18 protein-coding genes are annotated in these 17,229 nt (G+C 68.0%); 10 read left to right on the top strand and 8 right to left on the bottom strand.

Annotation, left to right across the window (positions count from 1 at the left end; translation table 11 throughout):
* Nucleotides 1-79: 79 nt before the first annotated feature.
* The 5 genes from KUV62_RS05545 to KUV62_RS05525 all read left to right on the top strand — a co-directional run bounded on the left by KUV62_RS05545 (nt 80) and on the right by KUV62_RS05525 (nt 5,204).
* On the top strand, nt 80-1,549 hold the full coding sequence (locus KUV62_RS05545; RefSeq protein WP_222602683.1) for a sulfotransferase family protein: 1,470 nt from the start codon (nt 80-82) through the stop codon (nt 1,547-1,549).
* The gene (locus KUV62_RS05540; protein WP_222602682.1) at nt 1,540-2,193 is read left to right on the top strand and encodes a YggS family pyridoxal phosphate-dependent enzyme; all 654 of its coding nucleotides are present in this window, start codon (nt 1,540-1,542) and stop codon (nt 2,191-2,193) included. Before KUV62_RS05545 ends, KUV62_RS05540 begins: the two co-directional genes overlap by 10 nt.
* 532 nt (nt 2,194-2,725) lie before the next feature.
* On the top strand, nt 2,726-3,658 hold the full coding sequence (locus tag KUV62_RS05535; RefSeq protein ID WP_222602681.1) for a bifunctional riboflavin kinase/FAD synthetase: 933 nt from the start codon (nt 2,726-2,728) through the stop codon (nt 3,656-3,658).
* The gene (locus KUV62_RS05530; protein WP_222602680.1) at nt 3,655-4,125 is read left to right on the top strand and encodes a YcgN family cysteine cluster protein; all 471 of its coding nucleotides are present in this window, start codon (nt 3,655-3,657) and stop codon (nt 4,123-4,125) included. Before KUV62_RS05535 ends, KUV62_RS05530 begins: the two co-directional genes overlap by 4 nt.
* Nucleotides 4,125-5,204, top strand: a complete 1,080-nt coding sequence (locus tag KUV62_RS05525; RefSeq protein ID WP_222602679.1) for a threonine aldolase family protein — start codon at nt 4,125-4,127, stop codon at nt 5,202-5,204. The genes KUV62_RS05530 and KUV62_RS05525 overlap by 1 nt, the downstream gene beginning before the upstream one ends.
* A gap of 13 nt (nt 5,205-5,217) precedes the next feature.
* Here KUV62_RS05525 and KUV62_RS05520 read toward each other — a convergent pair whose 3' ends face one another.
* Both KUV62_RS05520 and hspQ read right to left on the bottom strand, forming a co-directional pair.
* Nucleotides 5,218-5,826 (bottom strand): LysE family translocator, encoded by a 609-nt coding sequence (locus tag KUV62_RS05520; RefSeq protein WP_222602678.1) that lies wholly within the window; start codon nt 5,824-5,826, stop codon nt 5,218-5,220.
* A gap of 17 nt (nt 5,827-5,843) precedes the next feature.
* A complete protein-coding gene (hspQ, locus tag KUV62_RS05515) occupies nt 5,844-6,170 on the bottom strand; it encodes a heat shock protein HspQ (RefSeq protein ID WP_222602677.1) in 327 nt (108 codons plus the stop codon).
* Nucleotides 6,171-6,432: 262 nt separating this feature from the next.
* Between hspQ and KUV62_RS05510 the strand changes: the two genes are divergently transcribed.
* On the top strand, nt 6,433-7,023 hold the full coding sequence (locus tag KUV62_RS05510) for a lytic transglycosylase (RefSeq protein ID WP_222602676.1): 591 nt from the start codon (nt 6,433-6,435) through the stop codon (nt 7,021-7,023).
* 33 nt (nt 7,024-7,056) lie between these two features.
* On the opposite strand, the gene KUV62_RS05505 is transcribed toward KUV62_RS05510, so the two are convergent.
* Both KUV62_RS05505 and KUV62_RS05500 read right to left on the bottom strand, forming a co-directional pair.
* Nucleotides 7,057-7,638: a LolA family protein gene (locus KUV62_RS05505; RefSeq protein WP_222602675.1), complete on the bottom strand. Its 582-nt coding sequence runs from the start codon at nt 7,636-7,638 to the stop codon at nt 7,057-7,059.
* A gap of 381 nt (nt 7,639-8,019) precedes the next feature.
* Nucleotides 8,020-10,209 (bottom strand): primosomal protein N', encoded by a 2,190-nt coding sequence (locus tag KUV62_RS05500; RefSeq protein WP_222602674.1) that lies wholly within the window; start codon nt 10,207-10,209, stop codon nt 8,020-8,022.
* A gap of 107 nt (nt 10,210-10,316) precedes the next feature.
* Here KUV62_RS05500 and fsa point away from each other — a divergent pair, with 107 nt between their 5' ends.
* Complete coding sequence (gene fsa, locus KUV62_RS05495; RefSeq protein ID WP_222602673.1) at nt 10,317-10,970, top strand: fructose-6-phosphate aldolase; 654 nt, start codon at nt 10,317-10,319, stop codon at nt 10,968-10,970.
* Nucleotides 10,971-10,972: 2 nt separating this feature from the next.
* A complete protein-coding gene (locus KUV62_RS05490) occupies nt 10,973-11,314 on the top strand; it encodes a hypothetical protein (protein ID WP_222602672.1) in 342 nt (113 codons plus the stop codon).
* 83 nt (nt 11,315-11,397) lie between these two features.
* Here the strand turns inward: KUV62_RS05490 and KUV62_RS05485 are convergent, their stop codons facing one another.
* On the bottom strand, nt 11,398-12,240 hold the full coding sequence (locus KUV62_RS05485; RefSeq protein WP_222602671.1) for a DUF6206 family protein: 843 nt from the start codon (nt 12,238-12,240) through the stop codon (nt 11,398-11,400).
* Nucleotides 12,241-12,293: 53 nt separating this feature from the next.
* On the bottom strand, nt 12,294-12,935 hold the full coding sequence (gene parA, locus KUV62_RS05480) for a ParA family partition ATPase (protein ID WP_222602670.1): 642 nt from the start codon (nt 12,933-12,935) through the stop codon (nt 12,294-12,296).
* Nucleotides 12,936-13,055: 120 nt separating this feature from the next.
* On the opposite strand from parA, the gene KUV62_RS05475 reads away from it, so the two are divergent.
* Both KUV62_RS05475 and KUV62_RS05470 read left to right on the top strand, forming a co-directional pair.
* Nucleotides 13,056-13,727, top strand: a complete 672-nt coding sequence (locus KUV62_RS05475; RefSeq protein ID WP_222602669.1) for a hypothetical protein — start codon at nt 13,056-13,058, stop codon at nt 13,725-13,727.
* A gap of 41 nt (nt 13,728-13,768) precedes the next feature.
* Complete coding sequence (locus tag KUV62_RS05470) at nt 13,769-14,251, top strand: HugZ family protein (protein ID WP_222602668.1); 483 nt, start codon at nt 13,769-13,771, stop codon at nt 14,249-14,251.
* A gap of 61 nt (nt 14,252-14,312) precedes the next feature.
* Here the strand turns inward: KUV62_RS05470 and KUV62_RS05465 are convergent, their stop codons facing one another.
* Both KUV62_RS05465 and KUV62_RS05460 read right to left on the bottom strand, forming a co-directional pair.
* On the bottom strand, nt 14,313-16,595 hold the full coding sequence (locus KUV62_RS05465; protein WP_222602667.1) for a right-handed parallel beta-helix repeat-containing protein: 2,283 nt from the start codon (nt 16,593-16,595) through the stop codon (nt 14,313-14,315).
* A 179-nt stretch (nt 16,596-16,774) separates the two neighbouring features.
* On the bottom strand, nt 16,775-17,191 hold the full coding sequence (locus KUV62_RS05460) for a DUF4864 domain-containing protein (RefSeq protein WP_222602666.1): 417 nt from the start codon (nt 17,189-17,191) through the stop codon (nt 16,775-16,777).
* Between the last annotated feature and the right edge of the window lie 38 nt (nt 17,192-17,229).

The following is a 17,229-nucleotide window of genomic DNA, read 5'->3' as shown; positions in this document are numbered from 1 at the left end:
TCCCCGGAGATTGAGGTAAGGGAAGAGCGGGCATTTGCCCGCTCTTTTCTTTTTGTCCGATCAAGAGGGGCCATCCGCCATGCTGCCGCTTTCCGCCGACACCAAGACCCGGCTGATGAAACAGGCCGCAAGCGACATGGCACAGGGCCGTCTGAGCAAGGCCCGCAGCGCCCTGCAGCAGCTCGCCCTCGCCGAGCCCAAGCGGGCGGACATCCCCTACCAGCTGTCACGCATCGCCTTCGAGGAGGGTGACCGCGAGACCTGCCTCGCCCAGCTGCGCAAGGCGGTCAAACTCGCCCCCGGCAATCTCCAGCTCACCCAACACGCCGCCGAGCGCTTCCGCCATCTCGGCGCCAGCGATGAGGCGCTCGCCGCCTATGACCGGCTGATCGCCGCACCCGGCAGCACGCTTGGCGCACAAGCCGACAAGGCCCATTACCTGCAACATCTCGGCCGCTTCGACGAGGCCGAGAAGATTTTCCGCAAGCTCCTCAGGCAGCACCCGAACGAGGCGCAGCTCTACCGCATCTTCCTTGGCGGCAAGAAACTCAGCCAAGGCGATCCGCTGCTGCCCGCGATGGAAAAGCTCTGGACCCGCAAGGATCTGCCCGAGCCCGCCCGCATCCAGCTTGGCTATGCGCTCGGCAAGGCGCTCGACGAGACCGGCCAGCCCGAGAAAGGCTTTGCCTGCGTCGCCCGCGCCAACGCCCTGCAGCGCAAGGCCGCGCCTTTCGACAATGCCGCGCAGGATCGAGAGTTCGCCGCCGTGCGCGCCGCGCAGGCCGACCTCCCCGCCCTGCCCTCTGCGGAGCCTGCCCTGAGCCCCCGCCCGGTCTTCGTCACCGGCATGCCGCGCTCGGGCACCACGCTGGTCGAGCGTATCCTCGCCGCCCATGGCGAGGTCAGCGCCGGCAACGAGCTCGGGCTGGCGCTCAAGCTCGCCTACGGCACCTTCGGCGCCGGCGAGCAGATGCGCCCGATCACCGACACTGCCAGAATCGAGGCCTTCGGCAAGCGCTACACCACGCTGGCCCGGCGCGATGTGCCCGGCGACAGTCCGGTGATCACCGACAAGTCGATTCTCTCCTATCTGATCATCGGGTTGCTGCACCGCGCCCTGCCGCAGGCGCGCTTCATCGTCGTGCAGCGCGATCCGCGCGACATCGCGCTGTCGATCTACAAGAACTATTTCAACACCGGCAGCCACCGCTACGGCAACGACCTCGCCGACATCGCCCATGCCATCAAGCGCTTCCGGGGATTCGTCGCGCATTGGAAAGAGGCGCTGCCCGGCGTGGTGCACGAGATCCGCTACGAGGCGCTGGTGTCCGATCCCGAGCCACAGTCGCGGGCGCTGATCGCCGCGGCGGGGCTTGACTGGCAGGACGCCTGCCTCGATTTCCACAAGAACAAGAGCGGCGCCGTGAAGACGCTCAGCGTCAGCCAGGCGCGCCAGCCGATTTACACTGGCTCGGCGCAGGCCTGGAAGAAACACGAGCGCGAGTTGCAACCCTTCATCGAGGCGTGGGGAGACGAACCATGGGACTGACCGACATCCGCGAGCGCGTGGCCAAGGCCGAGGCAAAGGCCGGACGGCCCGAGGGCGCGGTGCAGCTGATCGCGGTGAGCAAGGTGCAGCCGATCGAGCGCGTCGAGGCTGTGCTCGAGCAGGGCCACCGGCTTTTCGGCGAGAACAAGGTGCAGGAGGCGCAGGGCAAGTGGCCGGCGCTGAAGGAGCGCTTCGCGGGGATCGACGTGCACCTGATCGGGCCGTTGCAGACCAACAAGGCGCGGCAGGCGATGGAGCTGTTCTCGGCGATCCACGCGGTCGACCGCCCCAAGCTCGCCAACACGCTGGCGCGGCTGGCGCAGGAGCTGGGGCACTGCCCGGATCTCTTCGTGCAGGTCAACACCGGCGAAGAGCCGCAGAAGGCGGGCATCCTGCCCGCCGATGCGGATGCCTTCATCGCGGAGGTGCGCGGGCTCGACCTGCCGCTCAAGGGGCTGATGTGCATTCCGCCCGTCGACGAGACGCCCTCGCTGCATTTCGCGCTGCTGGCCAAGATCGCCGAGCGCAACGGTCTCGAGGGGCTGTCGATGGGCATGTCGTCGGATTTCGAGCAGGCGATCTCGCTCGGGGCGACTCACGTGCGTGTCGGCTCGGCGATCTTCGGGGAACGCGATTACGGGTGAGGTGCCAGCGGGGTTCGCCGGCTCCGCCTCGGGGGGAGCCGGCGCGCTTCGCCGGACCGCGGGGCTGCGATCCAAGGCTCTGAACCTCTCGATTTATCCCTGCCAAATCCGAAACACCTCGACACTCAGCGTTGGCGTCACCAAATCGCCGGCCCGGGGGGGGGGCGGTCCGGCGATGCGCGGCGGCCTGCGGCCTTGATTTCGCGCCGCACTGCACGGCCACCCCGCGGAACGCCGGGTGACGCCGCGCCATCGGCGGCCCGCGGGGTGGCGAAGCGGCGCTTTGAACCTCTCGATTTATCCAGCGGACATCCGAAAGACCTCGACACGCAGCGCCAAGCGTCACCAAATCACCAGCCCGTCCGGGCGGGCCGGCGATGGCGCGGCGGCTTCGCCTTGATTCCGCGCCGCAACGCTCAACCACCTGCGATGGCGCGGCGGCGCCCAACCTCGCAGCCATCACCGCCCTCACGCCCCCTCCCCGCACCGCCCCGTCTTGCGCCTGCCGGCGGACGGGGCTAGGCCTTCGCTCATGCGGATCATCCGGGATTACCAGTATGTCGAGCCCCAGGACCGGGGCGCCAGCGTGGCCATCGGGAACTTCGATGGCGTGCATCGCGGCCACCAGGCGGTGATCGGCCTCGCGCGCGCGGCCGGCGGCGACGCGCCGCTTGGCGTGCTCACCTTCGAGCCCCACCCGCGCGAGTATTTCGCCCCCGACTCGGCCCCCTTCCGGCTGATGTCGGCCAAGGCGCGCGCCTCGCGGCTCGAGAAGCTCGGCATCGAGCGGCTCTACGAGATCAATTTCAATGCAGCCCTCGCCGCGCTCACCCCCGAGGAATTTGCCCGCAAGGTGATCAAGGACGGGCTCGGCCTCAAGCATGTCGTGGTCGGCGCCGATTTCTGCTTTGGCAACAGGCGCGCCGGCACGGTCGAGCACCTCAAGCGCTTCGGCGAAGAGATGGGCTTCGGAGTCACCGTGGCCGAGATTCTCGAGCACGAGGGCGGGCAGGTCAGCTCGACCGCGATCCGCGCGGCGCTGACCGAGGGCCGCCCCCGCGACGCCGCCGCCCAGCTCGGCCACTGGCACCGCATCGAGGGCACGGTGATCGGCGGCGAGCAGCGCGGCCGCGAGCTGGGCTATCCCACCACCAACATGTCGATCGACGGGCTGCACCCGCCGCGGCTCGGCGTCTACGCCGTGCTGGTCGAGGTGCTCACCGGCGAACACAAGGGCCATTACCACGGCGCCGCCTCGATCGGCGTGCGCCCGATGTTCGGCGAGAACCGACCCAACCTCGAAACCTTCATCTTCGACTTCAAGGGCGACCTCTACGGCGCCACCCTCTCCATTGGCCTCGTGGAATACCTGCGCCCGGAGGTGAAGTTCGACAGCCTCGAGGCGCTGATCGAACAGATGGACGCCGATTGCGCCCGCGCCCGCGACATCCTGGAGGCGCTATGAGCGATCCGATCGACCGCAGCGGCCTCGCCCCGCGCTTCTGGGAGAGCAAGTCGCTCAAGGACCTCTCCGAGCGCGAATGGGAGGCGCTGTGCGACGGCTGCGGCAAGTGCTGCCTCAACAAGCTCGAGGACGAGGAGACCGGCGAGGTTGCACTCACCGATGTCGCCTGCCGCCTGTTCGACGATGGCACCTGTCGCTGCGCCCAATACCCGATCCGGCACCAGTTCGTGCCGGAATGCATCGTCCTGAAACCCTCGAACATCGACGAGCACGCCTACTGGATGCCCCAGACCTGCGCCTACCGCCTGCTCTGGGCCGGCGAGAAGCTGTTCGACTGGCACCCGCTGATCTCGGGCGATCCCGAGACCGTGCATCAGGCCGGCGTCTCGATGCGCGACCGCACCGTGCCCGAATTCGAGATCGACGAGGACGATTGGGAAGACCACATCATCGAGGAGCCCGTCTGATGTTCTTTGCCTCCGACAATTCCGGCCCTGTGCCGCCGCAGGTGCTCGAGGCCATGACCCGCGCCAACGCGGGCCACGTGGCCGGCTACGGCGCCGATGACCTGACGCTCTCGGTCACCCAGCGCCTGCGCGAGCTCTTCGAGGCCCCCGAGGCGGCGGTTTACCTCGTGCCGACCGGCACTGCGGCCAACGTGCTGTCGCTGGCCTGCCTCTGCCCGCCCTATGCCACCGTGTTCTGCTCGCCGACCGCGCATATCCATGAGGACGAGTGCAACGCGCCCGAGTTCTTCACCGGCGGCGCCAAGCTCACTTTCGCGGGCCAGAGCGACCGTCTGACACCCGAGACCCTGCGCGCCGCCATCGAGGGCGAGGAGACGCGCGGCGTCCATGGCCCAAAGCGCGGCCCCGTCTCGATCACCCAGCTCACCGAGCGCGGCAACGTCTATTCCATGGACGAACTGCACGCCCTGACAGCGGTGGCCAAGGAATACGGCCTGCCGGTGCATCTCGACGGCGCCCGCTTCGCCAACGCCGCGGTGAAGCTCGGCGTCACGCCGGCCGAGATGAGCTGGAAAGCCGGCGTCGACATCTGCGTCTTCGGTGGAACCAAGAACGGGCTGATGGGTGTCGAGGCGGTGCTGATCTTCGACACGACCGCGCACTCAAGTAGCGAAGCGGTCGCGCTTGAAGCGAAAGCTGCGGAATTCGAGTACCGCCGCAAGCGCGGCGCGATGCTGTTCTCCAAGCACCGCTACCTCGCCGCGCAGATGGACGCCTACCTGACGGACAACCTCTGGCACGATCTCGCAACCCGCGCCAACGCGCGCTGCGACCAGCTCGTACAGGGGCTTAAGGGCGCCGGGCTCACCACCCTCAACGACACCCATGCCAACATGGTGTTCTTCGAGATGTCGCGCGGCGCCCACAAGGCGGTGATGGCGCAGGGCGCCGATTATCACCTCTTCGACACCCCCGAGGGCCCCGACGACGAGACCGCCGTCGCGCGCCTCGTCTGCGACTGGTCGCTGACCCCTGAGCAGGTGGCGCAGTTCCTCGATCTGGTGCGCGCGGCGGCCTGAGCCGCCCGCCGCCTCAGCGCGGCAGTTTCGCCAGCGCGAGCCCGGCCCCGGCGATCATGTAAAGCGCCCCGCTCAGCCGGTGCCGCAGGGCGCCGGCGCGGGCCAGCCAGCCGCGCGCGCTGCGCGCCGCCAACACCCAGAGCAGGTCTCCGGCGCTCACCACCGCAAGGTAGAGCAGCGCGACCGGGATCAGCCCGTCGCCCTGCGGCCCGGCGAATTGCGGCAGGAAGGCCGCGTTGAAAAGCAATGTCTTGGGATTGATGACCGCCACCGCCATGCCCTGCCCCAGCAGCGCCAGCGGCCTGAGCCGCTGCGGCGCGACAGCTTCAAGCCGGCCCGGCCCACGGCGCCACTCGGTCACGCCGAGCCAGACGAGATAGCCCGCGCCGAGCCAGCGCAGCCATTCGAAGAGCCCCGCCGCCACCTGCATCAGCGCCGCCAGCCCGAGCGCCAGCAACGCCACCTGCAGCGCCACGCCCAGCGTGGTGCCGGCCACCGAGGCAACGCCGTGGCGGGTGCCATGGGTAAGGGTGTTGGCGACGATCAGTGTGACATTGGGGCCCGGGATCGCCACGAGCGCGAGGGTTGCGGCGACAAGGGCGAGGGCGGTCGGGAGATCCATCACCCCGCCCGCTCAGCTCAGTTCATCTGGAAATGCAGCGCGTAGCTGCCATCCTCGAACGCCCCGAAGAGATCGGGGATGTCGGGATGGTCGACCGGCTCGCCGGAATAGTCGGCAACGAGGTTCTGCTCCGAGACATAGGCCACGTAGAAGCTCTGCTCGTTCTCGGCGAGCAGGTGGTAGAAGGGCTGATCCTTCACCGGGCGGGCGTCCTCGGGGATCGCCTCGTACCATTCCTCGGTGTTGCTGAACTCGGGGTCGACATCAAACACCACGCCGCGGAACGGGTGCTTACGGTGCCGGACAACCTGGCCCAGATGATATTTGGCGCGCTGTGTGTACATAAAGACCTCTTGGTCCAAGTTTTGGCATTTTCGTGGCAAGTTGTCCAACTTCAGAGGGCTTTAACCGGGAAACACTCTGTGAACCCGGGTCCGACAGTGGACAATTGCGGCAAACCGGGCCGGCTCACCTCCGGTTTCGAAACAGGGCCCGCGCTGCCGCGCGATCCCGCGTCCCATCGGAATTGTGATTCCCACTCGCCCGCTGATCGGCTAAACTGGCGGGAGGCAAGAAACATAAAATCAGATAAAAAGCGAGAGGCAGATGAGCAGATGGCTTCGCGCGTTGGTGATCGTATTGTTGGCCGCGTCCTGCGGGGGCGGTGGCAGCGGGCGGTCGCCCAATAACCTCGAGGACGCCTGCGCGATCCTCAAGGAGCGCCCGCATTACACCCGCGCCTTCCGCGCCGCAGAGCGCAAATGGGGCGTGCCCGTGCACGTCCAGATGGCGACGATCTACCAGGAAAGCAAGTTCAAGTCCGACGCCCGGACCCCGTTCCGCTATTCGCTGGGGGTGATTCCCTACGGCCGGCAGAGCTCGGCCTTCGGCTACAGCCAGGCGCTCGACGGCACCTGGGACGAATACCTCGCCTCGACCGGGAAGCGCCGCGCGCGCCGCGACAACATCCGCGACGCGACCGATTTCATGGGATGGTACATGGCCGAGAGCGCCCGCAGCCTCGGCATCAGCATGCGCGACGCCCGCAACCAGTACCTCGCCTATCACGAGGGACGCGGCGGCTTCCGGCGCGGCACCTACAACAACAAGGCCTGGCTGCTGCGGGTCGCCGACGATGTCGGCAACCGCGCCGTGGTTTACGAGGTGCAGCTGGCCAATTGCCGCGCGGCGCGCTGAGCGCCACGCGGGGCCAGAGGCCGCCGGTGCCGCCTAGCGGACCCGGTTCACGTCGAACACGCTGTTGGGCAAGCTGGTCTTCTGCAGCCCGCCCAGCACCACAGTGGTGGTGCTGCCATTGCCGTCGCGGATGATCCACTGGCGCAGCTCCACCGGGTTGCCGGTGAATTTCATCTGGATCGAGCCGTATTCAGGGCGTTTCGGATCCTGCGCCGTGACGGTGGTGGCGGTGCCGTCGTAATCATGCCCGATCACCATGCCCGCCTGCGCGAGGTTGACGTTGCGGTCGAGGATGATCGACAGCGGCGTCTGGCTCAGCGGGTAGGTCTCGGGCTGGCCGCCGACCTTCTTGTCGAAGACATAGACCGCCCCCGACCAGGCCAGCACCAGTGCCTGCTCCGGCGGGTTGTACTCGAACCGGACCTTGCCCGGACGCTTGATCAGGATCTTGCCGGTCGAGATCGAGCCGTCGCTGTTGATCTGGGTAAACGGGCTCTCGGCCGACTGGATCGAGTTGAGATAGCCCGACAGCGCATTCAGCGAGAGCTTCTGCGCCGCCGCCGGCAGCGCGGTCAGCATCAGCGCGGTCAGCGCGGCGGTGAGGATGCGGAGCATATGTGTGTCCTTCGTCTGCTCTGGTCTGGTCCCGACATGGCATGTCCGGCGCGGTTATACGATAGCACGGCCGCTCAACCCGATATCGGCAGCCGGTCGCCGCCGATCAAGACCGCGCGCCCTGCCTCCTCCGGGCCCGACACAACGTCCGGCGCGCCGCTCCGTTCCCTCACCGGTCAAACGCCCCGGCCCCCAACCGCCGGTGCCGAACCACCGCCGCCCCCGAGCGCCCCTCTCTCCTTCTCTGGTTCGACAAATACCTCGGGGGTGAATTGGCGCACAGCGCCAAGAGGGGGCAGCGCCCCCTTGATATCCCTGCAACAGGCACGACCGCGCCCCTGACGTCCGCCGCGCCAAGGATCCCCGCCCCCTTCTCAAGCCTCAGAAGAAATTCTGCGGATCGATGTCGATCGCCATGCGCAGCTCGCCGCGCAGCCGGAACTGCGCCGCCCAGTCGGCCAGCGCCGGCTGCAGCGCCGCGCCCTTGGGCGCCTTGACCAGCAGACGCACCCGGTGCCGCCCGCGCACCTTGGCGATGGGGGCCGGCGCCGGCCCGTAGACCTGCGCCCCGATGCGGCGCAGCGGCGCGTCCTGCCGCGCCATGGCGTTGCCGAGATCGAACACCTCCTGCGCCTCGGTCGAGGACAGGATCACCCCGGCGAGCCTTCCATAGGGCGGCATGCCGGCAGCCCGGCGCTCCTCGGCCTCGGCCTGCCAGAAGCCTTCCTCGTCGCCCGAGAGGATCGCCCGGATCACCGGGTGCTCGGGCTGGTAGGTCTGCAACAGCGCCACTCCCGGCCGCTCGGCGCGCCCGGCCCGCCCCGCCACCTGCCGCATCAGCTGGAAGGTGCGCTCGGCGGCGCGCAGGTCGGAGCCCTGAAGCCCGAGGTCGGCGTCGATCACGCCGACCAGCGTCAGCAGCGGGAAGTTGTGGCCCTTGGCCACCAGCTGCGTGCCGATGACGATGTCGGCGCCGCCCGAGGCGATCTTCTCGATCTCCTCCTTCAGCGCCCGCGCCGAGCCGAAGAGATCCGAGGACAGCACCGCCAGCCGCGCCTGCGGGAACAGCTCCGCCGCCTCCTCGGCCAGCCGCTCGACCCCGGGCCCCACCGCCGCCAGCTTGTCCTCGGCCTCGCAGGACGGGCAGACCTCCGGCTTGGGGACGGTCTCTCCGCACTGGTGGCAGACGAGGCGCTGCAGGAAGCGGTGCTCGACCATGCGGGCGTCGCAATGCGGGCAGCCGATCTGGTGGCCGCAGGCCCGGCAGATCGTCACCGGCGCATAGCCGCGCCGGTTGAGGAACAGCATCGCCTGCTCGCCGCGCTCGATCCGCGCCAGCACCTCCGATTGCAGCGAGGGCGAGACCCAGCGGTTCGAGGGCAGCGTCTCGGCGCGCATGTCGATCGAGCGCATCTCGGGCATCACCGAGGCGCCGAAGCGCGAGACGAGGTCGAGCCGCTGGTACTTGCCGGCATCGGCATTGGCCCAGCTCTCGAGCGAGGGCGTGGCCGAGGCCAGCACCACCCGGCCCGCGCAGATCGAGGCGCGCAGCACCGCCATGTCGCGGGCGTTGTAGAGCACGCCCTCGTCCTGCTTGTAGGAGGTGTCGTGCTCCTCGTCGACGACCGTCAGCCCGAGATCCCGGAACGGCAGGAACAGCGCCGAGCGCGCGCCCACGACGAGCTGCGCCCCGCCCTGCGCCACCTGTTTCCAGACCCGGCGCCGCTCGGTCACCGTGACGCCCGAGTGCCACTCGGCGGGCTTGGCGCCGAAGCGCGCCTCGACCCGGGTGAGGAATTCCGAGGTCAGCGCGATCTCGGGCAGCAGCACCAGCGCCTGACGGCCCTGCGCCAGGCATTCCGCCACCGCCTCGAGATAGACCTCGGTCTTGCCCGAGCCGGTCACGCCCTTGAGCAGCACCGTGCCGTAGCGCCCCGAGGCCACGCCCTCGCGCAGGCTCTGCGCCGCAAGCGCCTGATCCTCGGCCAGCGTCTTGCCGCCGTAGTCCGGATCGAGCCTCGGGAAGGCGGTGTCGCGCGGCGCTTCCTCCTCGCGCACCGCGCCCATCTTGGCGAGCCCCTTGATGACGGAGGGCGTCACCCCAGCCGCCTCGGCCAGCTCGCCCTGTGTCAGCGCCAGCCCGCCAATATCGGCGAGCACCTCGAGCACCCGGCGGCGCGCGTCGGTCATGCGCTCGGGCTCGGCATCGCCCAGCCGGTAGATCTTGCGCATCGAGGGTGCCTCGCCCAGCCCCGGCGCGCGGGTGGCGAGCCGCAGCATCGCGGTGAGCGGGGTCAGGGTGTACTCGCCGGCGCGCTCGAGAAAGCTGCGCAGCTCGGCACGCATCGGCGCCACGTCGAGCACCCGGGTCACGGGCCGCACCTTGGCATAGTCGACATCGCCCTTGCCCGGCCCCCAGACCACGCCCAGCACCTTGCGCGGCCCGAGCGGCACCTCGACGAAGGCGCCTTCCCAGCAGCCGCCCTCCGGCGCCTTGTAGTCGAGCAGCCGGTCCAGCGGCTGCGTGGTCAGCACGGCCACCAGCGTGCCTTCGTCGTAGAACGCATCCATCTGCAGGGTTTCCGTTAGCGCAAAACTTCTGGGGCTTCCTGAGGGCCCCTGCATGGGGTATGACACGCGCGACCGAATGCCAAGCAAAGCCGGGAGGGCTGACGCCGATGAAATTTTTCGTAGACACCGCCGACGTGGACGCGATCCGCGAGCTCAACGATCTGGGCCTCGTCGATGGCGTGACCACCAACCCCTCGCTGATCGCCAAGTCCGGCCGTGACATCCTCGAAGTCACCAAGGAAATCTGCGACATGGTCGACGGCCCGGTTTCGGCCGAGGTGGTTGCCACCGAGTACGAGGCGATGGTCGAGGAAGGCCGCAAGCTGGCCGAGATCGCGCCGAACATCGCCATCAAGGTGCCGCTGACCCTCGACGGCCTGCGCGCCTGCAAGACCTTCACCTCGGAAGGCAAGATGGTGAACGTGACGCTCTGCTTCTCGGCCAACCAGGCGCTGCTGGCGGCCAAGGCCGGCGCGACCTTCATCTCGCCCTTCGTCGGCCGCCTCGACGACATCAACATCGACGGTCTCGAGCTGATCGCCGACATCCGCCAGATCTATGACAACTACGGCTTCGAGACCCAGATCCTCGCCGCCTCGATCCGCAGCGCCAACCACATGTCCGATTGCGCCAAGATCGGCGCCGACGTGGCCACCGCGCCGCCGGCGGTGATCAAGGCGATGGCCAACCACGTGCTGACCGACAAGGGCCTCGCGGCGTTCCTTGCGGATGCCGAGAAGGCCGGCATCAAGATCGTCTGATCATGACGCGACGGATCCCGCCCGCTGTCCGGCAGGCAGAGGCTGCTCTGAGCCTGCTGGACAAGCGGGCGGTGATCCTCGCATGGCAAGCCTACCAGCTTGAAATGCACGGGCTGCCGCCGGAGGTCTTCGGCGACGCCTTCGACGAATATCTCGACACCGCGCTTTCGGGCGGAGACCGGCTTGGCGTGCTGACGCACGGCGTGCATGACGTCATTATGGACCTGCGCGAGATCGCCGAGGATGACGAGGACGAGTGGCCGATCCTGCGCGAGTGCCTCGCCGCGGCGCTGCCCGAGGAGGTCTTTCTCACCGTGATGGGGTCGATCGAACCGAACAGCTAGGGCGCAGCGGCACGAAGATTTTTCTCAATAAAGCTTCCTCCCCCGCGCGACGCCCAAGAATTTTCAGTGAAAATTCTTCTGGCTCAGACGTTGGGCTCGCCCTGAAGTCCGAGCAGCTTGCGGAAACCGGTCCAGTAGCCCGGCAGGCGCGGCATCTCCTGCATTCCCGCGATCGCCTCGTCCCGCCAGCGCGGCATCTCGCGCGCGGCGAAGTCCCGCCCCCAAGCCAGGTAATGTTCGCCATGCTCGGGGCGCAGGCGGCAGGCCGAACCCACCAGTCCCACCAGCGTCTCGGGAGCGGAATACCACTCGTCCTGGATCCCGGTCACCCGCTTGCGCATCAATGGGCCCACCAGCCGCATCAGGCGCTTCTCCGAGAACAGCAGCAGCATCCGGCCCATCTCGTCGCGGCTGTAATGGATCAGCGGCGGGAAGGTGTCGTAGAACACCGCGGTGCCGTCGACGACGGCGAAATTGCGGATCGAGGGGTGGAAGCCGATGCGAGTGTCGAAGCGGTCGGCGGCATTCCAGAACCGCGCGATGACCTGGCCCGCAGCCTCCATCATCTCCAGCGTCGCCTCGAGCCCCTCTGCCTGCATCCGCGGCCGCATCAGCGACGTCTCGGGCAGCGCTTCCTGAACGATCACCGGTACCCGCGCGCCGTCGCTCTCGAGCAGCAGGAACTCGGTCTCGGGCAGCGGCACGCCGGTCTCGCGCAGGGCGGCGACGTAATCGTCATGCGCCGCCGCGAGGCGGTCGAGCGCACCGGCGTCCGGCAGCCCGCGATAAACCTTGATGACACGATCCGAGTACGGCCCTTCGGCAGGCCGGAACGGGGCACAGAAATAGCCCAGCCGCGAGATCGGCTGGCCCTGCGCGGCCTCGTGGCGGCGGATGGTCTCGGCTAGGGCGGCGTGATCGGTCATGGCGTCTTCTCCGGGGCTCGCCCCGTCTCGCAAGGCGGGGTCCGACGCCCCCTTTACCCGTTCGCCAGCACCTGCGCCACCTCTGCCGACAACGCCTCGACCTCGTCGCGGGCCGGGGTCTTGCGGCCCTCGGCGGCGCTCAGCCCGTGGCCGAAGGCCTCGGCATAGCCCACCCGGTTGCCCAGCTGCGCCTCGGCGATGCGCGCCGCCATCTTGTTGGCCGCGGCGGTGATCTCGCCCGAGAGCCGCGTGCCCGGACGGGTGCGGTTCATCACCATCATCACTTCGCGGTTCTCGCGGCGGGCGAGATCGAGCACGCTTTCCGTGGCCCAGAGATCGAGATGGCTCATCGAGACCGGCACCAGCACCAGGTCGGCGGCGCGCAGCGCCGGGCGCAGGTCGCTGTCGGCCTTGGGCGGGGTGTCGACGATGACGACATCGAAGCGCTCCGCCAGCTTGCGGCATTCATAGGTGATGCCCCAGGCCGAGGAGGTGGCGAACTCGAGCCCCTCGACGGCATCGGGATTGTGCTCGAGCCGGGTCATGAACCAGCGCCCGAGGCTGCCCTGCGGATCGGTGTCGATCAGCGCGACCGAATGCCCCGCCAGGCGCAGCCCGATCGCCAGATTGGCCGAGAGCGTTGTCTTGCCCGACCCGCCCTTCTGCTGCGCCACCGTGATCACCGATCCTGCCATTCCATCCCCCTCGTGGTTCTGCCCTGCAGCATAGGCGATTGCCGCCGCCGGTAAAGCGCTGCTTAACGGCGCGTTAACCACGCTGGACGCAAGGTTTTCCCCTGGCAAGGGAAAACCGCCATGGGGATCATCAGGGGGCTGACACTGGCTCTGGCGCTGGCCGGGCTGGCCGGCAGCGCGTCCGCCGGGGCTTGGCCGCGCGAGGAGGGCAGCCTGTTCGTCAGCAGCCTGGCCCGGCTGTCCTGGCCGCAGGACATCACCACCTGGACCTCCTACGAGCCGACCGGCGAATATTATACGCTCTATGTCGAATACGGGATGACCGAGCGGCTCACCGTCGGGCTCGATCTGGGCCGGGCAATCTCGGGCGGCGGCAAGGACGTGGCCTTCATCCGCCTGCCGATCGGAGGGCAGGAGCAGCGGCTCAGGCTCGCCGCCGAGCTCGGGCTGGGCCAGATCGAGGGTGACATGGTCCTGCGCCCCGGCCTGTCGCTGGGGCTGGGGCTGGGGCACGGCTGGCTAGCAGCCGACGGTCTGGCCGAGATCTCGCTCGGCAGCGGCGAGACCGATCTCAAGCTTGATCTCACCTGGGGGCTCAATCTCTGGGATGAGCGCAAGCTGATCGTGCAGTTCCAGACCGGCCAGCAATTCGGCGATCCGCCCTTCGTCCGGGTCGAGCCGACCCTCGTGCAGCCGCTGACCAAGCGCCTGAAGACCCAGATCGGCGGCAGCTACGGGCTGCTTGGCGACAGCTCGATGGGGCTCACCTTCGGGCTCTGGGCCGAGTTCTGATCCGCTTCCGCCTGCCGCCGCGCCGCGCTACTCTCGCCGCCATGACAGACCCGATCCGCCCCACCGACGACGAGGCCCGCGCCCTCGCCCAAGACCTGATCGCGACCGCCCGCTTCGCGGCGCTGGCCGTGACCGACCCCGAGATCCGGTCGCCGATGATTAGCCGGGTCGTGGTGGTGCCCGGACCCGACGGGCTGCCGCTGAGCCTGGTTTCGGACCTCGCGGCCCACGCCACCGCGCTCAAGGCCGACCCGGCCTGCGCGTTGCTGCTGGGCGAACCCGGCCCGAAGGGCGATCCGCTCACCCATCCGCGCCTCAGCCTGCAGGCCAGTGCGCGGTTCATCCGCCACGGCGCCCCCGAGCACGCAGCCCTCGCGGAGCACTACCTGAGCCTCCAGCCCAAGGCGAAGCTCTATATCGGTTTCGCGGATTTCTCGCTGCTGCGCTTCGAGATCGCACGCGGCCTGCTCAATGGCGGTTTCGGCAAGGCCTTCAAGCTCACGCCTGCGGATCTCGGAGTGTAAGACGCAAAGCGGCCGGTGCTCCGAGGAACACCGGCCGCCCCACGCGCCTAGGCCAGCGCGTTCAATTGTCCATGCGCACCCGCAGCGTCATGTCGCCCAGGACAGGCTCGGGCCAGACCGCGTGAACCTGATCCTGCGCGCCGCCCTCGCGGCTCGAGCAATAGGGCGTGGCAAAGACGCTGACATTGCTGGTGTCGCGCGGCCGCGAGCGCAGCACCAGGCTCTCGATCTCCATGGCGTAGCCGCCGAAGGGCAGACGGTCGTCGGTATCGATGACCCAGGTCTGGGCATGGGTGTTCTGCGCGTGGCTGACCAGCAGGGGATTCTCCACGCCGATCTCGACGTTCAGGAAGGTGTTGTTGGTGAAATACACCTTCCGCATCGCCGCAAGGTTCAGCCCCTCAAAGGAAGTATCGACGCGCTCGACCCGGTCGATCGTCCCGCCGGAGGCACGGAACAGATTGCCCGAGACGTTGAGCCCGTTGATCCGGTGGTTCTGGCCATAGGGCTTGACCACGATGAAGGAAAACTGCGCCGACATGTCCGAGCAGAGAAAGACGTTGTCGGTGATCGACAGGCCCGAGAAGCCGAAGCCCGAGACGAAATCCGGATCCGGATCGCGCTCGTTGGTCCATTCGATGAAGCAGTTGTCGACGTAGTTGCCCGACACGGTGGTGTTGGTGTTCTTCAGGCACAGCACGATGCCGGCGCTGCGGATACCGCTCTCGTCGCCCTGAAAGAAATGATTGTTGGCGATCACCCCGTTACCGCCCGAGACCACCGCGAAATGGCGGAACTGCGAGGCGCGGTTGTTGCGGATCTTGACGTCGTTGGCATTGGTGTTGATCGCCACCGAGCGGCGGTTCTGCGTGGTCAGCCCGCCCTCGGCGCTGTTGAACTGGTTGTGGTCGATCAGCATGCCCTGGCAGCCCTCGCCCGGTGAGGTGATGCCGCGATCCTTGGGGCGGTTGAAGACGCAGTTGCGCACCACGTTGACCACCCCCGTGCGCGCCAGCATCACGCCGCTGCAAAGCTCGTTGCACTGGAACTCGACATCCTCGATCTCGAACTTGTCGAGCCGGCTGAAGCCGCTGAAATCGAGCAGGTAGCGGAAGCGGGTGAAGCTGTAGCTCTGGGTGCCCACCGCGTCCGAGAGCGGCTGCGACAGGGTCAGGCTCTGGGCTCCGACATTGACCGCCTGAACGTAGATCTCTCGCCCGACGCCCGCCGCCTCGACCAGGCTGCCGACCTCGATATTGGCGATGTTGGTGACGCCGGTCAGCTGCCACTGGTTCGAGGCGGAATAGGTCCCCTGGCTGGTGACGGTGGTGCTGTCCCACGCGGAGCTGGTCTCGGCGCGCAGCTGGCCGTTGCGCAGCACCCGACGCTGGGCATAGCTGTCGCGGTTGTCGACCGCTGCCTGCACGTCGATCGGCGCGCTCAGCGAGACCCGCCGCCCCGAGAGGTCGAAGCTCTCGTGATCGGAATTGTTGAGCAGCGATTGCAGGCCCTTCTTCAGCGCCGTCTCCTCGTCGCCTCCAAAGGCATCGACGTATGTCGACAGTTCGAAATCCTTGGTCAGCGACAGGATCGCCGCGTCTGGCATGGTGACGCGGCCCTCGAATTCCACGTGGCTCTCGAAGGTCACCGAACTCGCCAGCCGGTAGTTGCCCGCCGAGACCAGCACCTTGCGCCCATTGGCCGCCGCGTCGGCGGCCTCGAAGGCGGCACTGTCATCGGTGCTGCCGTCGCCGATGGCGCCGTAATCGCGCACGTCGACCCAGTTCATCAGGGTGCGCAGGAAGACGCTGGTGATGTCCTCGATGACGATGTCATCGATCCGCACCACGCCACCGTTGGCGCCGGTGAGGTCGAGTCCGAAATGGCCGAGATCGGGCTCGGTGCCCCACACCATGTCGACCCCGCCCCGGTCGCCGACGCCGACGATGGCCGAGACCTCGACCACCTCGCCATAGCTCGTCAGCTGCACCGAGGGCCCGGTGACGGGCAGCCCCGTTACCTCGGTGCCGTTCTCGCGTCCGGCCCAGGCAGCAATGCGCACCGCCGGCATCACCCCCGAGATCGCCTTCACCCGCGCGGTCACGCGCAGGTAGCAGCCCGGCAGGATCGGTGTATCGCCCGTATAGCGCAGGCGCTGGGTGCCGGAAATCTTGAGAAGCTCGAGACAGCCGGCAAAATCCGCATCCGCCGGCACGAAGGCTGCGTTGGCGTCGGTGTCATAGGTGTCGGAGCCCGGCGTGCCGTCGCTGCGCGACCAGACATCCAGCCCCTGGGAGAAGGGTGTCGGCATGAAGACCACGCCGTCGGTTACCGCCTTGTTCATCCGTTCGATCCTCTGTTGCCTGCAATGCACAAGAGACCGCCGCCGCGCGGGCGGCGTGAAATCCCGCGCAAATTGCAGATAACTTTGAGGCGTTAAGAGGATCTGCGGTCACCGCACCGCTCCCCGCCCGCCGCGCAACGGCAGGGCGGAGGTCTGAAGGCTGCTGCCGCGGAGCGGGCCTAGGCCGAAACCTGCGGCACCGGTGCGAAGCGCACGCCGGCGATGCGCCAGCTGCCGTCGACCTGTTCCATCTGGTATTGCAGCGCATGCAGCGCGCCCTCGGCATCCTGCACGATCACCGTCTGCCACAGCCCGCCATCGCTTTCCGACAGCGCTCCAAAGCGCACGTCGCCGGGCGCCCAGACCATGGGATAGCCGCGCTCGACCATGCGGCCGAAATTCTCGGGATTGCCAAAGAGCCGCTGAATCTCGGGGCTGGCATAGCCCCACGCCGCGTCGACGTCCCCGGCGAGAAACGCGTCGAGCTGCTGGCGGATCACGCCCTCAATCGCCGCGTCGTCCTGTGCGATCGCGGGCCCGGCGAGCGCCAGCCCCACGATCAGGCTCAAGGTCAGGTTCCGTAATTTGGTCCGCATCGCGCCACCTCCTCCTGCCGGAGAAGGTAGCGCGGGCG

The sequence above is a fragment of the Salipiger bermudensis genome (genome assembly GCF_019801965.1).
GTDB lineage: Bacteria > Pseudomonadota > Alphaproteobacteria > Rhodobacterales > Rhodobacteraceae > Salipiger > Salipiger bermudensis_A.
Note: the sequence above shows the minus strand (reverse complement) of the source record. Positions and strands in the feature narration are given on the sequence as shown.

Coding starts and splice junctions, on each gene's coding strand:
- KUV62_RS05545 (WP_222602683.1), top strand. CDS start 80: ATGCTGCCGCTTTCCGCCGACACCAAGACCCGGCTGATGAAACAGGCC.
- KUV62_RS05540 (WP_222602682.1), top strand. CDS start 1,540: ATGGGACTGACCGACATCCGCGAGCGCGTGGCCAAGGCCGAGGCAAAG.
- KUV62_RS05535 (WP_222602681.1), top strand. CDS start 2,726: ATGCGGATCATCCGGGATTACCAGTATGTCGAGCCCCAGGACCGGGGC.
- KUV62_RS05530 (WP_222602680.1), top strand. CDS start 3,655: ATGAGCGATCCGATCGACCGCAGCGGCCTCGCCCCGCGCTTCTGGGAG.
- KUV62_RS05525 (WP_222602679.1), top strand. CDS start 4,125: ATGTTCTTTGCCTCCGACAATTCCGGCCCTGTGCCGCCGCAGGTGCTC.
- KUV62_RS05520 (WP_222602678.1), bottom strand. CDS start 5,826: ATGGATCTCCCGACCGCCCTCGCCCTTGTCGCCGCAACCCTCGCGCTC.
- hspQ (WP_222602677.1), bottom strand. CDS start 6,170: ATGTACACACAGCGCGCCAAATATCATCTGGGCCAGGTTGTCCGGCAC.
- KUV62_RS05510 (WP_222602676.1), top strand. CDS start 6,433: ATGAGCAGATGGCTTCGCGCGTTGGTGATCGTATTGTTGGCCGCGTCC.
- KUV62_RS05505 (WP_222602675.1), bottom strand. CDS start 7,638: ATGCTCCGCATCCTCACCGCCGCGCTGACCGCGCTGATGCTGACCGCG.
- KUV62_RS05500 (WP_222602674.1), bottom strand. CDS start 10,209: ATGGATGCGTTCTACGACGAAGGCACGCTGGTGGCCGTGCTGACCACG.
- fsa (WP_222602673.1), top strand. CDS start 10,317: ATGAAATTTTTCGTAGACACCGCCGACGTGGACGCGATCCGCGAGCTC.
- KUV62_RS05490 (WP_222602672.1), top strand. CDS start 10,973: ATGACGCGACGGATCCCGCCCGCTGTCCGGCAGGCAGAGGCTGCTCTG.
- KUV62_RS05485 (WP_222602671.1), bottom strand. CDS start 12,240: ATGACCGATCACGCCGCCCTAGCCGAGACCATCCGCCGCCACGAGGCC.
- parA (WP_222602670.1), bottom strand. CDS start 12,935: ATGGCAGGATCGGTGATCACGGTGGCGCAGCAGAAGGGCGGGTCGGGC.
- KUV62_RS05475 (WP_222602669.1), top strand. CDS start 13,056: ATGGGGATCATCAGGGGGCTGACACTGGCTCTGGCGCTGGCCGGGCTG.
- KUV62_RS05470 (WP_222602668.1), top strand. CDS start 13,769: ATGACAGACCCGATCCGCCCCACCGACGACGAGGCCCGCGCCCTCGCC.
- KUV62_RS05465 (WP_222602667.1), bottom strand. CDS start 16,595: ATGAACAAGGCGGTAACCGACGGCGTGGTCTTCATGCCGACACCCTTC.
- KUV62_RS05460 (WP_222602666.1), bottom strand. CDS start 17,191: ATGCGGACCAAATTACGGAACCTGACCTTGAGCCTGATCGTGGGGCTG.